The sequence below is a fragment of the Halosimplex rarum genome, from assembly GCF_047715405.1.
GTDB lineage: Archaea > Halobacteriota > Halobacteria > Halobacteriales > Haloarculaceae > Halosimplex > Halosimplex rarum.
On record NZ_CP180412.1, the window covers coordinates 1911241 to 1925857 of the forward strand.

The 14617-nt window shown below is 67.8% G+C and carries 16 protein-coding genes; 8 read left to right on the forward strand and 8 right to left on the reverse strand.

All coding sequences use genetic code 11. From position 1 onward, the window contains the following. Window positions 1-197: 197 nt before the first annotated feature. The 4 genes from ACMGFH_RS09375 to ACMGFH_RS09390 form a co-directional block, all read right to left on the reverse strand. Complete coding sequence (locus ACMGFH_RS09375) at window positions 198-746, reverse strand: peptidylprolyl isomerase (RefSeq protein WP_415382791.1); 549 nt, start codon at window positions 744-746, stop codon at window positions 198-200. A 154-nt stretch (window positions 747-900) separates the two neighbouring features. Then, on the reverse strand, window positions 901-2007 hold the full coding sequence (locus tag ACMGFH_RS09380; RefSeq protein ID WP_415382793.1) for a UxaA family hydrolase: 1107 nt from the start codon (window positions 2005-2007) through the stop codon (window positions 901-903). Then, window positions 2004-2345, reverse strand: coding sequence for a UxaA family hydrolase (locus ACMGFH_RS09385; protein WP_415382795.1), 342 nt, complete (start codon window positions 2343-2345; stop codon window positions 2004-2006). Before ACMGFH_RS09385 ends, ACMGFH_RS09380 begins: the two co-directional genes overlap by 4 nt. 37 nt (window positions 2346-2382) lie before the next feature. Continuing rightward, window positions 2383-3567, reverse strand: coding sequence for a UxaA family hydrolase (locus tag ACMGFH_RS09390; RefSeq protein ID WP_415382796.1), 1185 nt, complete (start codon window positions 3565-3567; stop codon window positions 2383-2385). Window positions 3568-3691: 124 nt separating this feature from the next. Here ACMGFH_RS09390 and ACMGFH_RS09395 point away from each other — a divergent pair, with 124 nt between their 5' ends. After that, on the forward strand, window positions 3692-4906 hold the full coding sequence (locus ACMGFH_RS09395) for a PQQ-binding-like beta-propeller repeat protein (RefSeq protein ID WP_415382798.1): 1215 nt from the start codon (window positions 3692-3694) through the stop codon (window positions 4904-4906). A gap of 48 nt (window positions 4907-4954) precedes the next feature. On the opposite strand, the gene ACMGFH_RS09400 is transcribed toward ACMGFH_RS09395, so the two are convergent. After that, complete coding sequence (locus ACMGFH_RS09400) at window positions 4955-6025, reverse strand: anthranilate phosphoribosyltransferase (RefSeq protein ID WP_415382799.1); 1071 nt, start codon at window positions 6023-6025, stop codon at window positions 4955-4957. Between the two features lie 245 nt (window positions 6026-6270). On the opposite strand from ACMGFH_RS09400, the gene ACMGFH_RS09405 reads away from it, so the two are divergent. From ACMGFH_RS09405 to mptA, 4 genes are all read left to right on the forward strand, one after another. Next, the gene (locus tag ACMGFH_RS09405; protein WP_415382800.1) at window positions 6271-7260 is read left to right on the forward strand and encodes an aldo/keto reductase; all 990 of its coding nucleotides are present in this window, start codon (window positions 6271-6273) and stop codon (window positions 7258-7260) included. Between the two features lie 188 nt (window positions 7261-7448). After that, window positions 7449-8498, forward strand: a complete 1050-nt coding sequence (locus ACMGFH_RS09410; RefSeq protein WP_415382801.1) for an Lrp/AsnC family transcriptional regulator — start codon at window positions 7449-7451, stop codon at window positions 8496-8498. 89 nt (window positions 8499-8587) lie between these two features. Next, a complete protein-coding gene (locus ACMGFH_RS09415; RefSeq protein WP_415382802.1) occupies window positions 8588-9157 on the forward strand; it encodes a response regulator in 570 nt (189 codons plus the stop codon). 145 nt (window positions 9158-9302) lie between these two features. Continuing rightward, window positions 9303-10235, forward strand: coding sequence for a GTP cyclohydrolase MptA (gene mptA / locus ACMGFH_RS09420; protein ID WP_415382803.1), 933 nt, complete (start codon window positions 9303-9305; stop codon window positions 10233-10235). A 38-nt stretch (window positions 10236-10273) separates the two neighbouring features. Here mptA and ACMGFH_RS09425 read toward each other — a convergent pair whose 3' ends face one another. After that, the gene (locus tag ACMGFH_RS09425) at window positions 10274-10735 is read right to left on the reverse strand and encodes a hypothetical protein (protein ID WP_415382804.1); all 462 of its coding nucleotides are present in this window, start codon (window positions 10733-10735) and stop codon (window positions 10274-10276) included. A gap of 118 nt (window positions 10736-10853) precedes the next feature. Here ACMGFH_RS09425 and ACMGFH_RS09430 point away from each other — a divergent pair, with 118 nt between their 5' ends. Continuing rightward, window positions 10854-11282, forward strand: coding sequence for a universal stress protein (locus ACMGFH_RS09430; RefSeq protein ID WP_415382806.1), 429 nt, complete (start codon window positions 10854-10856; stop codon window positions 11280-11282). An 18-nt stretch (window positions 11283-11300) separates the two neighbouring features. On the opposite strand, the gene ACMGFH_RS09435 is transcribed toward ACMGFH_RS09430, so the two are convergent. Further along, the gene (locus ACMGFH_RS09435; RefSeq protein ID WP_415382807.1) at window positions 11301-11756 is read right to left on the reverse strand and encodes a universal stress protein; all 456 of its coding nucleotides are present in this window, start codon (window positions 11754-11756) and stop codon (window positions 11301-11303) included. Between the two features lie 147 nt (window positions 11757-11903). On the opposite strand from ACMGFH_RS09435, the gene ACMGFH_RS09440 reads away from it, so the two are divergent. After that, entirely contained in the window at window positions 11904-12242 is a 339-nt protein-coding gene (locus ACMGFH_RS09440; RefSeq protein WP_415382808.1) for a ferredoxin, read from the forward strand. A gap of 92 nt (window positions 12243-12334) precedes the next feature. Next, window positions 12335-12778: a hypothetical protein gene (locus ACMGFH_RS09445; protein ID WP_415382809.1), complete on the forward strand. Its 444-nt coding sequence runs from the start codon at window positions 12335-12337 to the stop codon at window positions 12776-12778. Between the two features lie 596 nt (window positions 12779-13374). Here the strand turns inward: ACMGFH_RS09445 and ACMGFH_RS09450 are convergent. Then, window positions 13375-14499: a KaiC domain-containing protein gene (locus tag ACMGFH_RS09450; RefSeq protein ID WP_415382810.1), complete on the reverse strand. Its 1125-nt coding sequence runs from the start codon at window positions 14497-14499 to the stop codon at window positions 13375-13377. Window positions 14500-14617 lie beyond the last annotated feature (118 nt).

Genomic DNA, 14617 nt, shown 5'->3' on the forward strand with positions numbered 1-14617 from the left:
CTACTTAAATTGCGGTGGAACTTGCCGCAGGTTTCTTTGCTAATCGCCATACTACGGCGGTCGAAAATTATCTTAAATTATATTCTAACCCGTGGTATTATATTAGGGAATTAGCGGACCGAAAGGGGCTGACCAGCCCCTACTATTGACTCAGGATAGTAAAAGTGTACGGGGGAACGGCGAATGAACGTCCGGTATTACCGATGAATATCGACAGATTCGAGCACGACGGTGTCGATCGGTCGATCACTGGGGTCGGTCTCGACCGAGCCGATCGCCTCGACGACGTCCATGCCGTCGACGACCTCGCCGAAGACGGCGTGTTTGTCGTCGAGGTGGGGCTGGGCGCCGAGCGTGATGAAGAACTGCGAGCCGTTCGTGTCGGGGCCGCGGTTGGCCATCGAGAGCTTGCCCGGCTCGTCGTGGCGCAGGTCGTCGTGGAACTCGTCGTCGAAGGTGTAGCCGGGGCCGCCCCGGCCCGTTCCGGTCGGGTCGCCGACCTGGAGCATGAAGTCCTCGATGACGCGGTGGAACTCGACGTCCTCGTACAGCGGATCGACACGCTTCTCGCCGCTCTCGGGGTCCTCCCAGGCGCCTTCGCCCGGGCCGACCGCGGCCTCCTCGTAGTCGGACTCGGTCGCGTGGTCCACGAACGCCTCGACGGTGTTCGGCACCTTGTCTTCGAACAGTCGGACTTCGATGTCGCCCTCCGAGGTGTGGAGCGTCGCAGTCAGATCGTCACTCATGATTCGACAGAGCGCCGGAGCGAAGAAAACCCTGATGGTACCGCCGTCACGGGCGGCCCCCCGCCACGGCGTGACCGCGACCGCCGTCACAGCGCTGACGTGACGGTCCTCGCCGAGGACACGGTCGGCCCCTCGACGGCTTGCGGGCCACCGTTCACATCGACGGCCCGACGCGCGTGATCGCCGAGGATTCGAGTCCGTGTTCCTCCGCGCGCACGCGCCGCCCGCCGGCGACCGCTCGCAATCGGTCCAGCAGATCGGCGACCGACGCCGCGGTCGCGTCCACGTCGACGTCGTCGCCCACGGCGGAGAGCGTCGCCTCGTCGCCCGAGACTTTCAGCACCGGAGCGACGGGGTGGCCCGTCGGGACCCCCTCACCGGTGACGTGGATCACGACCTGCGCCCCGGTTGCGACGAGCCCCGTCGCCGCCTCCGCGAAGCGCGACGGAGCGTCGACCACGGCCAGCCCCTCGTCGTGGTCGGCCCGTTCACCGTAGGCGAGGACCCTCCGGATCGGCTGGTCCCCCCACGCCCGCGTCACCGCGTCGAACTCGTGGTCCGTCGCGTCCCGACCGACTCGCGACGCGCGCGCCGGCTGTCCGCGGTGGCGCTCGACGAGTTCCCGAACGGCCGCCGCGCTCTCGTCGCTCGCCGCGCGTGCCGCCGCGTGGTCGGGATGGGCGACCACGCGCTCGCTCCCGGCCGCGACCACTCGCGCGCCCGCGTCGACCAGTTGGTCCAGGACGTCACCCACCAGCGGGTCGGCCGTCTCGCGAGTCGACGCCGAGAGGTCGCCCGAGACGACGCCGACCGTCAGGTCGGAGAGGTCGGCGGTCCGCTCCCCGTTCGAACCCTCGGTCTCGCGGAGCCGCTTCGCCGCGTCGGCCCCCGCTTCGACCGTCGCGTCGGTCCCGCCGGCGTCCTGGATGGCGGTCTCGCGGACCGGAACCCCCAGGTCCGACAGGTCGGCTGCCACGTCGTCGCTCTGTATCGACTCGCAGCCCAGGCCGACGACGACCGTGCCGGCGACGTTCGGATTCGAACCCACGCCCAGGAATGCGCGGAGCGTCTGCGACTTGTCGTCGCCGATCTGGCCGCAGCCGTGGTCGTGCGGCGCGCTCACGGCGCCCGGCACCGCCTCGGCGATCCGGTCGGCGACGATCCGCGAGCAGATGACCGACGGCAGCACGAGCACTCTGTCGCGCACGCCCACGCCGCGATCGCCGCGATCGACCGCCTCGAACCCCTGTGTCAGGCTCACGCCGACTCACTCCCTGATTCGTCCGTCTCCGCGCTCGCTGCCGCCGCCGCGCGGTCGCCTCGCCCGCGCGTGCTCTCGCAGTTGTGGGTGTGGACCCACTCGCCGCGAGCGACGTCTTCCGACGCTTCGCCGATGACCTCGCCGTACTTGCGCACCGTCTCGCCGGCGTCGACGTCCGCGAGCGCGACCTTGTGGCCGAACGGGATCTCGTCGGCGACGGAAAGCGGCGGGTCGGCGTCGCCGAGCCGATCCCCGGGTTCGAGGTCTTCGAGCGCCGTCGCGACGTTGTCCTCGGTCGCCATCAACAGCGCTCGCCCGTCGAGCACCTCGCCTTTCATCGGTCGCCCTCCCGCGGCGCGCGGTCGAGCCCGCTGCTCATCGCCCGCCCTCCGCCGCGAGTTCGCGCGGTTGGCGCTCGTTGATCGCGAACTCCTCCAACCGGCGGGTCTCCGCGGCCGTCTCCGCGCCGTCCGCCACCGACAGCAGCGTCCGGTAGATCCGCTCGCCGGCGTCGCCAAGCGGTTCGCCGTCGATGACGGTACTGGCGTCCACGTCCATGTTCGACGCGAGCCGCTCCGCGGTTCGCGGGTTGCCGGTCACCTTGATCACCGGCGCGATGGGGTTGCCGGTCGTCGACCCGCGCCCGGTGGTGAAGGCGATCACCTGCGCGCCACCCGCGACCTTGCCGACGACGCTCTCCACGTCGTAGCCCGGCGTGTCCATCACCGTCACTCCGCCGCCGACCGGGATCGTCTCGCCGTAGTCGACGACGTGGCGGATGTCGCGGGTGCCGCACTTGGCGAGCGCGCCGAGACTCTTCTCCTCGATGGTGGTCAGCCCGCCCTCCTGGTTGCCCGGCGAGGGCTGGGCGCCGCGCATGTCGACGCCCATCAGGTCCGCCAGGCGTTCGCGACGGTCGACGCGGTCGAGCAACTTCTCGCGAGTTTCCCCGTCGGCGCAGCGCTCGGCCGCGACGTGTTCGGCGCCGATGAACTCCGGCGTCTCCGAGATGCAGACCGCGCCGCCCGCGTCCACGAGTCGATCGGAGGCGTCGCCGAGGGCGGGATTCGCCGCGATGCCGCTCGTCGCGTCGCTGCCGCCGCACTCGACGCCGAAGACGAGTTCGCTCGCGTCGGCTTCCTCCCGACGCTGGTCGCCGACTTCCGCCCAGAGGTCGGCGACGATGTCGGCTCCCGCGTCGAGGGCGGCCTTCGTCCCGCCGGCCTCGCGGACGGCGAGCGTCTCGACGGGTTTCCCCGACTGTGCGATATCGTCGGCGACGTCCTCGGCGTCGATGTCCTCGGTCCCGAGTTCGACCACGAGCGCCGCGCCGACGTTCGGGTTACGGCCGATCCCGGCGAGTATCGTTCGCGTGCGCTCGCGGCCTTCCGCGGGCTGGCTGGTGCCCATCTGGTGGGGCGTCGCGCGCGCCCACCGGCCGGCGTCGCCGGCGATCCGATCCGCGATCGGACTCGCCGCGACCGACGTGGGCAGGACCGCGACGTGATTGCGGACGCCGATCCGGCCGTCCGATCGGCGGTATCCCTGAAAGGTGTCCATGGGAGAGGATCACGTTCGAACGCCAAGAACGCTTCGCGGACGAGGCGACGAGCCGCCCCGAAACCGCCCTCGATCATCTGTCGTCGGCACGAAACTTATTACGCGGTGCTGGACAAGTCCGTCTATGAACAGGCGGACGCTCCTCCGAACCGTCGGCCTCGCCGGTACGGTCGGTGTCTCCGGGATCGGGGGCTGTCTCGGGACGCTCGCCGGCGGCCCCGGAGCGTTCGGTGGCGACGCGGAGTGGCGGTACGGCGTCGGCGGGTACGTCGACGCAGTCGCGCAGGGCCGCGTTTTGGGTAGCGAGGATTCGTCGGCAGAGGGCGCACGAGGCGGGGTATTCGCGCTGGACGCGACGAGCGGCCGCCGGGAGTGGCGCTACGGCCGCTCGAACGGGTTGACGGGCTACACCGACCTGGTCGTCCGGGACGCGGTCTACTTCGGGGTCGGCGACGACGCGGTCGGGAACGGTTCGGGAGAGCTGTACGCCGTCGAGTTCGACGGCAGCGAGCGGTGGGTCCGCGAGTTCGGGAGCGTGTACCGCGCTCCCCGGATCGCGGACGGGGTCGTGTACGTGGGCACCGACGACGGTGTCGTCCGCGCAGTGGACGCGACCACGGGCACGGTCCGATGGGCGACCGAGTTCGGCGAGTCCAGTCCGAACGTGTTCGCCGTCGACGACGCCGTCTACGCCGGCGACGAATCGCTCGCCGCGTTCGACCGCGAGGACGGAAGCGTTCGCTGGGACCACGCCGTCGACGACGGACACGTGTCCGAAGTCGTGGTCGACGGGGACGTCGCGTACGTCGAAGGGTACGACACCGTCGCCGCGTTCGACCGGGGGACGGAGCTGTGGTACCTCGATCGCGCGGGAAAACTGAAACAGTTCGCGTTCGGTCACCTGCTCGTCGACCACGGCGACCGCCTGTCCGCGTTCACCGCCGCGGACGGCCAGCGTGCGTGGTCGGTCGCGGCCGACAGGGCACGCGTCGCCGTCGGCGACGACCGCGTTTACGTCGGCGACGAGGAGGGCAGTGGAGTGGTCGCGGTCGATCCGGACGACGGGACGAAACTGTGGGACGACGACCTCGGCGGGGAGCCAGCGGAAACTGTCACTGTTGCGGGGATCGGCGGCGAAAGTCGAAAGGGCGACACTCAGTCGCTCTTGTTCGTGGAAGCCGGCGACGAGCGGGTTCTGGGGTTCGACGCGGACGGCGAACGGCAGTTTGACGCGAGCGTCGAGGGCGACATACAGAGCCTCTTCGTCGACGAGCGGGTGTTCGTCGGCACGGAGGAGGCGGTCTACGCGCTCGATCCAGCCGAGCGGACGCCATCGTGAGGCGTGGACGGCGCCGCCATCCGTCCGGGTCTCGCCGGGCCCACCCGCTCAGAAGTCCCGCAGATCGTCAAGCACGTCCGCGGCGTCGCCGCTGTCGAGCGCGTCGCGCGCCATCTCCAGTCCATCATCCAGCGAGTCGGCGTCCTCGCGGGCGTAGATCCGTAGTGCGGCGTTGAGCGCGACGGCGTCGGCGAACTGGTCGTCGCGATCGCCCGCGAGGACGTCCTCGGTGATTTCGGCCGATTCGGCGGCCACGTCGTCGACCTGGAGGTCCTCGCTCTCGAAGTCCATACCGTAGTTCGCGGTCTGGATCTCGAAGTCGTCCAGTTCCTCGTCGCCCGCGTTCCACTCGGCGACCACGGTCGTCCCGGGGCGCACGTCGTCGTAGCCCTCCATCCCCTGGAAGAACAGGGTGCGGGAGACGTCCTGGCTCTCGGCGGCCTGGAGCGTGTCGGTCATCTTCGTCGCGAACGCGAGGTGGTAGAACGAGCCGAGATGCACGTCGGCGTTGGCGGGGTTAGCGAGCGTCTCGACGGTGTTGACGAACGAGCGGACGCCCATGTTGTCGCGGCGGTCGAACAGCGCGTCGATACCGGGGTTGAACGCGGGCTGGTAGTAGAAACCGAAGCCCACCTCGTCGACCATGTCCGCGCTCTCGCCGGGTTCGATCTCGGTCCGGACGCCGAGTTCGTCGAGCACGTGCTTGTAGGCGTCCTGTTTCTGCGTCGGGACGCGGTCGCCGCTGTGGACGACGACCGGCGTGCCCGCGGCGGCGGCGACGACGCCGGCCGCGACGCCCAGAATCGCGGAGCGGCCCTTGCCGTCGTAGTTGGCGCCGCAGTCGACGGGGTCGGCGTCGGGTTCGGCCGTCTCCACGCTCTCCTCGCGCATCACGTCGACGTAGGCGGCCAGTTCCTCGGCGTTGTTGCGCTTCCAGCGGTTGGCGAGCCAGAACGCGCCGAGCGTCGTGTGGTCCGGTTCGCCGGCGAGGATGCGCTGGAACGCCTCGCGCGCCTGCCCGCGAGTCATGTCGTCGGCGGACTTGTGCCCGGACCCGACGACCTCGGTCATCAGCCGTTTCAGCGGCCAGTCGCCGAACTCCTGTGTCGCTTGAGCCATGCGAAACGGTTCGGACCGGTGACTCTAAAGGGACCCGCTTCGGGCAACGCGCTGGGAATCCCCGTCGGGCTCTTCGATCCGTGTTCGGTCCGCGGTGTGACCGCCGGCGCGGTCCGCGACCGGGGCCACTGTCACGCCTCCGCCTTCAGTGCGCAGGCGGCTGCCGTTCGCGTGCCCGGCTCTCCACGCGACGTGCGCCGTCGGCCGAGCCAGGCTTATCACTCGGGGTCGCGACACAGCCAGACATGGAGTACACGACCCTCGGCGACACGGGAATGACGGTGAGCCGGATCTGCCTCGGCTGTATGAGTTTCGGGTCCAACGACTATCGCGACTGGGTGCTCGACGAGGAGGACAGCCGGCCGATCATCGAACGGGCGATCGACCTCGGGATCAACTTCTTCGACACCGCGAACGTCTACTCGAACGGCGAGTCCGAGCGCGTCCTGGGAAACGTCCTGGACGACTACGAGCGCGACGAACAGGTCATCGCGACGAAGGGCTACGGGGAGATGGACGAGGGGAATCCGAACGCGAGCGGACTCTCGCGGAAGGCCATCGAGCAGGAGCTCTCGAACAGCCTCGACCGGCTCGGCGTGGACACCGTCGACCTCTACCAGACGCACAGGTGGGACTACGACACGCCGATCGAGGGGACGCTCCGCGCGCTCGACGACGCCGTTCGCCGGAACCAGGTCCGGTACGTCGGCACCTCCTCGCAGTGGGCCCACCAGTTCGCCGACGCGCTCCACACGAGCGAGCGCCTCGGCCTCGAACGGTTCCAGACGATGCAGAACCACTACAACCTCGCCTACCGCGAGGAGGAACGCGAGATGCTGCCCCTCTGCGAGCGCGAGGGGATCGGCGTCGTCCCGTGGAGCCCGCTCGCTCGCGGCTATCTCACGCGTCCGCACGAGGAACTCGCCGAGACCGTCCGCGGGGAGTACATGGAGAACAGCCAGTTCGCCGAGCGGATAGCCACCTACCGCGCGAACGGGGGCGAGGAGATCAACGAACGCGTCGAGGAACTCGCCGCGGAGAAGGACGTGACTATGGCACAGATCTCGCTCGCGTGGCTCCTCCACCAGGACGCCGTCGACGCGCCGATCGTCGGCACCACGAGCGTCGAACACCTCGAAGACGCCGTCGAGGCGCTCGAGATCGACCTCTCCGACAGCGACCTCGAGTACCTGGAAGAACCCTACGGGCCGGTCGAGATCAACGGCCACGACTGAAGTGCCGATCCCGGCGGTGATCACCCGACGACCGCCCGACGAGCGAGAGCGGGAGGAAATTCCCCACCGGTCTGCCAGTTGGATCCCGGTCTCGGGGCCGTGTCCGGCTGGCGCCGCCGAAGCGGTGACGCTGCCGCGGAAGCGACGGTCCGAAAGAGGTAGGGCGCTGTGTTCCTAACTCCCGTCGAATGAGTCAGGGGACGGCCGACTGGCGGTCGCAGGTGGACGCGGTCGACGCGGCGCTCGTCGACGGCTGGCAGAGCGGGTTCCCGGTAGCCGAACGACCCTTCGAAGCCGTCGCCGCGGACGTGGGCGTAGACGAAACAGCGGCGCTGGAGCGGGTCCAGCGGCTCTACGACCAGGGGATCTTCCGCCGGTTCGGTCCCGTGCTGAACCCGCCGGTCATCGGCAGTTCGACGCTCGCGGCAGTGAAAGCGCCCGTCGACCGGTTCGACGAGGTGGCAGCGGTGATCAACGAGTACGATCAGGTCAACCACAACTACGCCCGCGACCACGAGTGGAACATGTGGTTCGTGGTGACGGCGGCGTCGAAGGAGCGCCGCGACGCCATCCTCGCCGAGATCGAGGAGCGGACCGGCTGCGCGGTACTCGTCCTCCCGATGCTGACCGACTTCTACATCGATCTGGAGTTCCCGGTCGTCAACACCGACCGCTTCGCCCGCGAGAGCCTCGCCGAGACCGACGTGGCGGCGACGACGATCAGCGAGCGGGCCGCCGCGGATCTGACTGACCTGGACCGCCGGATCCTGCTGGAGGTCCAGGAGGGGTTCCCGCTGACGGCGACGCCGTATCGTGACGTGGCCGAGGCGGTCGACGCGCCGGTGGCGGACGTGCTCGACAGCGTCGAACGGCTGCTCGCCGACGGCTGCATCAAGCGGATCGGTTGCGTCGTCAACCACCTCGCGACGGGGTTCGACGCCAACTGTATGGTCGTCTGGGACCTTCCCGACGAGGACCTGGACGAGCGGGGCGTCGAAGTAGGCCGACTTCCCTACGTGACGCTCTGTTACCACAGACCGCGCCGTCCCGACCAGGCATGGCCCTACAACCTCTTCACGATGATCCACGGGCGCGAGCAGGAGGCTGTCGACACGAAGATCGACGAACTCGCCGGCGAGTACCTCCCCTACGACCACGAGCGGCTCTACTCGACCGAGACGCTCAAACAGACCGGCGCGCGGTACGAAGACCTCGTCGACGACGGCGACGACGGGTAGCGGCGACCGACGCGTCCGTTCGTGTCCGTCACTGCACAGGAACCGACGGAACCTTTTTGCGCACCGTTGTTCCATATGTCCACGTTCGAATGACGAGCCAGGAGCGGGCGGTCGTGCTGATCGTCGACGACGAGCCCGCAGTCACCGACTCGTACGCCGCGCACGTCAGGGAGCACCACACCGTTCGGACCGCCTACAGCGGGGAAGCCGCTCTCAGCGAACTCGACGAGGCGGTCGACGTCGTCCTGCTCGACCGGCGGATGCCAGACATCGTCGGCGACGACGTGCTGGAGACGATCCGCGAGCGGGGCCTCGACGCGCGGGTCGCGATGGTGACGGCGGTCGACGCGGACTTCGACATCGTCGACATGGAGTTCGACGACTACGTCGTCAAGCCCGTCAGCGGCGAGGAACTGCTGGAGACGATCGACCGTCTGCTGCGCTGTACCGAGTACGAACGCGCGCTCAGGGAGTACTACCGCGTGACCAGGACGTACGTCGCGCTCAAGTCCACGAAAGACCGGGCGGAGCTCGACGGTAGCGACGAGTTCCAGCGGCTCGAATCCCGACGCGCGGAACTGCGCGACTCGCTCACGTCTGCCGCCGATCGCCTGGCCGACGACGACTTCGAGGCGCTCTTTCGCGATCTCGAACGGTGAGCACAGGTGTCGCTAGGCGGTCCCGGGACGATGCCGTCCAGCGATCTCGGAATGTCACTGGGCGGTCTCGCGGCGCCGTCACCGAGCGTGGCGAATACTCGGCTTTTCGAAAGCACTATTCGGGGAAGGTCCTAAGCGGGGCACAATGACACCGCAACTGCCGGACGTCCAGGCGTCGAGCCCGGACGTGACCGTCGGCCTCAACCGCGTCGGCGTCACCGGCGTCGAGAAGCTCGTCGAGATAAGCCGCGAGGACAAGCGCCCATACGTCCTGATGGCGGAGTTCGAGGTGTTCGTCGACCTGCCCAGCTGGCGCAAGGGCGCCGACATGAGTCGCAACATGGAGGTCATCGACGAGACGCTCGAGGCGGCCGTCAGTCGCACCGACTACCGCCTCGAAGACATCTGCGGCAACGCCGCCGAGCGCCTCCTGGAGAAGCACGACTACACCGAGCAGGCGGAGGTCCGCATGGAAGCCGAGTTCGTCACCCGCGAGCAGACCCCCGAGAGCGACCTCCCAACGCAGTCGACCGCGGACGTCATCGCCTCGGCCACCGCCACCGACGAGGGCACCGACGAGGAGATCGGCGCCTGCGTCACGGGCATGACGGTCTGTCCCTGCTCGCAGGGGATGTCCGCCGCCCGCGCCCGCGAGACGCTCCGCGAACAGGGCGTCGACGACCAGACCATCGAGGAGTTCCTCCGCGACGTGCCCCAGCCGGGCCACTCCCAGCGCGGCCACGCCACGATAACGATCGAGAGCGAGGGCGGCCCTGACGTGGACCTCGTGGATCTCATCGAGGTCGCCCGCGATTCGATGAGCGCGCGGATCTACAACCTCGCCAAGCGCCCCGACGAGGACCACATGACCTACCAGGCGCACCTCGACGCCAAGTTCGTCGAGGACTGCGTGCGCGCCATGGCCGAGGGCGTCGTCGAGGAGTTCCCCGACCTGGACGACGACGCGGTCGTCTACATGGAGCAGTCCAACGACGAGTCCATCCACCAGCACAACGCCCACGCCGAGCGGATGTCCGACGTAGCCACGCTCCGCGCGGAAGTCAACGGCGACGACTGAGCGCTGGCCCGCACCACCGAGCGCCGGACGACACCCCCTCAGGACGCCGATTCTTCGCGGTCGTTCGACTCGTCTCCCCGGTAGACCAGCAGGTAAAACAGCGGGAACGTGACCAGCAGGGCGCCGAAAGTGTTGCGCGGCTGGGCGAACACGTCCGGCGGCGCGAAGACCGATCCGGCCAACATCGCGCTCAGGAGCGCGAGCAACGCGGTGAGCGTCAGTCGCTCGCGGTCCGACTGCGGCTGGCTGCGGTCGCTTCGGTAGTAGACGTACGCGACCAGTAGCGGCGGGAAGACGGCGACGGCCACGGCCGACCCGGCGGGGTGGTCGCTCCCCCGCGCTCTCGCGTCCTGGTACACCCAGACGACGAGCGTCGCCCACGTGAGCGCCGGGATCGCCGCTGCGGCGGCGAGTGACCCCGTCGATTGCAGGGGCAGCGGGACGCTCGCGACGGCGGCCGCGGTGACGGAGACGGAGACCGTCGCCAGACCGGATAGCATGGAACCGGGTTGTCGGGGCGCCGTCCTAAGCCTTGTCTGTCGCCGGTCGGTCGCCGAACGGGTCGAACCGGCGTCGACGCGCCGAAGATTGAAGCATCGAGGCACTCGTATGGTAGCTATGGGCAAGCGAGTTCTCGTCCCGGTCGACGGGTCGGAACAGGCACACAGGGCGTTCGAGTTCGTCGCCGAGGAGTTCGGCGACGCGGAGGTGGTCCTCTTGCACGTCATCAACCCCGCCGAGGCGGGCTACAGCGCGCAGGCCTCGCTCCCGAGTTTCTCCGAGGAGTGGTACGAGAGCGAGAAGGCCGCCGCCGAGGAACTGTTCGACGAGATCGCCGACCTCGCGGCGGACACCGACCTCACGGTCGACCGCGCCATCGAGGTCGGCAAGCCGATCCGGGTCATCGTCGAGTACGCAGAGGACAACGACGTCGACCAGATCGTCATGGGCAGCCACGGCCGCTCGGGCGTCACGCGCATCCTCCTCGGGAGCGTCGCCGAGGCCGTCGTCCGGCGCTCGCCCGTCCCCGTCACCGTCGTCCGCTGAGCTGTCACCCGATTCCGGTCAGTCGCCGCCGGCGTGCCTGACGATGTGGACGTCGTACCGGGGGTCTTCCGACACCGGTGCGCCGACGCTCGTGACCGGCGTCGACACGCGACCAGCGTTCTCGCTCCCGATGAAGACGATCTCCGCGTCCACGTCCTGGGCCACGGTTCGAATGGTTCGGACTACGTCGGTCGTAATCGACGCGACCGAACTCACGTCCTCCGGCCGCTCACAGCGGAACGTGGCGTCGGGGGCGACCTCCGCCACCTGCACCCGCAGCGCCGATTCGATCTCGTCGGGGTCGTACCGCTCGCTCTCGTCGATCCAGCCGCGCTCGACGGCGAAATCGCGCTCGTCGAGCGGGATAACGACCAGCGCGACGACCTCCTCGTCGGTCAGCGCCGCGAACTCGGTCGCTCGCTCCAGTGCGGCTTCCGCGAGGGCGGATCCGTCGAAGGGCACCAGGTAAGTCATGCGTCGAGGTGCGACCGCCCGAGCCTTATAATCGGTGGCCGGTCCGCCTCGTCTACGCGGTCGGTCCCGTCGTGCGGCCCGCCCGTCGCTCGCCGGAGTTTCGCCCGAAGCGACAGACGAAAGGTCCGCGACCGCTCAGGTGTGAGTATGGCCGACGACGGACCCGTCGATCCGAGCACGATCGGCGAGAGCGACGCGCCCCCCGTAGCGGACAAGCCCTACAAGATCATCTTCGAGGCGAACAAGTGCTTCGGCGCCGGGAAGTGCGCCGAAGTCTCCGACAACTGGAAGCTCGACATCTCCACCGGCATCGCCCAGCCGCAGGCGTACTTCATCGACGAGGACGACCTCGACGAGAACGTCCGCGCGGCGGAGATCTGTCCCGCGAAGAAAGACCGCGGCGTCATCCACGTCGTCGACCGCCGCACCGACGAGGAGATCGCTCCGGATCCGAACGGCGACGGCTCGCTGTCCGTCGACTGGTGAGACCCTCATCCGAGTGGTAGATCTAGCTGCATAGCTATCGCTCGCAGTGCGTCCGTCGGTATTATTTTCTCTTGAGTCTTAACTGAATAGTAATGCCCTCCGACCGCGTATCAGCCACTCTCCAAGACAATCGACCATCTCGACGGCGGTTTCTTGCTTCGCTCGGAGTTGTAGCGTCCGTATCTATTTCCGGCTGTAACGCCGTTCTCCCGGGAACCAACTCCAGTAGCACCGACGAACCTAGCGAGGTGACTGTTGAGAACAGGTCTGATTCGAAGGCGGAGATAGCAGTCCGTGTGATAGACAGTGAGGATGAGACACTTTTCAGCCGCGTGTTCACGCTCGGGCCAGAAACGATGATATCGCGTGGTGCTATCGAAACGACCCCTTCGAGAGTCCACGCGTTTACCGCAGATGGCGTCTCTCACTCGTGGCGGTATGACCCCGATTTGCCGGCTGATTTCGAGTGTGGACTGAAAGATATCGGACTCACGCTACACGACGATTCCACGATTGAACCGTGGTACGACTGCTAACTACAGCGTGCGAGTGTATCGGTTGTTTCTGATTAATCTGGAGTGAAGAGAAGTCGATCGGGGGCAACCGCTGGAGACAGCAAGCGTTGAAAGCCCTCGGCGGGCTCGCTCACGGGTCGCTTCGCTCCCCGTTCGCATGTCGAGGCGCTCCATGCGGTCACGCCTCGCACTCGCGGTCGCTGCGCGGGATATCCTCACTGCGTTCGGATAGTGCCCGCGCAGGCGACTACATGAACGCGAGCCCGCCTCGCCCTTTCAGTCCTCCAGGACCGCACGGCACAGCACCGCGCCTCACACCTCCCCAACCGATTCGCTCAGTCACTGCGTTCCTTCGCTCATCCCTCGCGCGGTGCTGTCGCGGGATGGACCCCGCGACAGCGCGCGCCACCACAGTCGTTCACTTTGCTGGCTGTACTAAGCATACGCCGAGCGAAGCGAGACGTTTCACCGTCAGAGCGAAGCTCTGACGAGCCCGCGGTCGTTCGCGATGCTCACTCCCGCGGACACCGGACGCGATCGGAGTGAGCGTCCGGCCTTTTTCACCCATGTTTTTGGTCGGGGGGTCGCCTGCGGCGACCCCCCGACGAAAAAGATGGTTAGAAAATGTTGGCCTGCTCGTAGACGGAGATGCCGTTCATCGTGATCTCGTAGGGTTTGGTCTCGCGGGAGTGGTTGGCGTTGCGTATCTTCTGGATCTCGACGGCGAGGCGGGTCTCCTGGGTCTCCGAGCGGACGTAGCGGAGGAGGAAGACGGCGTCGGTGAGGTACTCGATGATGCCGTGGCGGGAGGCGTAGGGGTTGTTCTCGTTGGCTTCGCTGGTGAGGACGGTGGTGACGCCGGCCTGTTTCAGGCTCTGGGTGAAGTCGAAGACCTCGGTGCGGCGCTTGGACACGTCGTCGTACATCATCTCCAGCAGTGAGACCGAGTCGAGGACGAAGCGGTCGGCGCCGAAGTCCTCGATGAGTTCGGGGAGTTCGCCGCGGATGTTGTCGAGGCTGTTGGCCATCTCGACGGGGTCGAGGTCGATGACGGCGAGGTTGCCCTCCTCCTCGTGGCGTTCGAACTCCCAGCCGCGCTCGGCGGCCGTCGACATGATGTCGTCGTAGGTCTGTTCGAGGGTGATGAAGACGCCGCGGTCAGTGTCCTCCTTCTCCAGGCCGTGCTGGAGGAACTGGAGACCGAAGGTCGTCTTCCCGGTACCGGCGCCGCCGACGATGACGATGAGGTGCCGGAGCGGGACGCCGCCCTGGATCATGTTGTCCAGGCCTTTGATGCCGACGTCGAGGCGGGGGATGCTCGACTCGAAGTCCTCGTCCTCGAACTCGGCGTCGCCGCCGCCCATCCCGCCCATCGCCTCGGCGAAGTCGTCGTCGAACAGTCCGCCACCGTCGTCGCCACCGCCGCCGAAGTCGTCTCCGTCGGCACCGAACTGGTCGCCGCCGCTTCCGGAGTCACCGAACGGGCTCTCGTCGCCGGTCCCGACGTCGCCGAACGGGCTCCCGTCGGTGGATCCGTCGTCTGCGGCCGGTCCGTCGAATGCGCTGGACGACTCGTCGCCCGCGGGACGGTCTGTAGCCGCCTCGCTGTCGGCGGAATCGGCCGTCTCGAACGGCGAGTCGGACGGGTCGGACGAGTCGGACTCGGCGGTCGCGTCCGCGTCGTCGGGCTCCTCGTCGCGGAACGCGCTCTCGAACCAGTCGTCGTCTGCGTCGTCGCTCATCGTCTCACGGCCCCGATGTCCGGGGTAACCATGACCGAAGGTGAGTCTCCCCACGCATTAATGTTGCCCGCCAGCTATCGCGGCTGATTCGAGCGGGCGAGCGGGCACGGATAGGTCG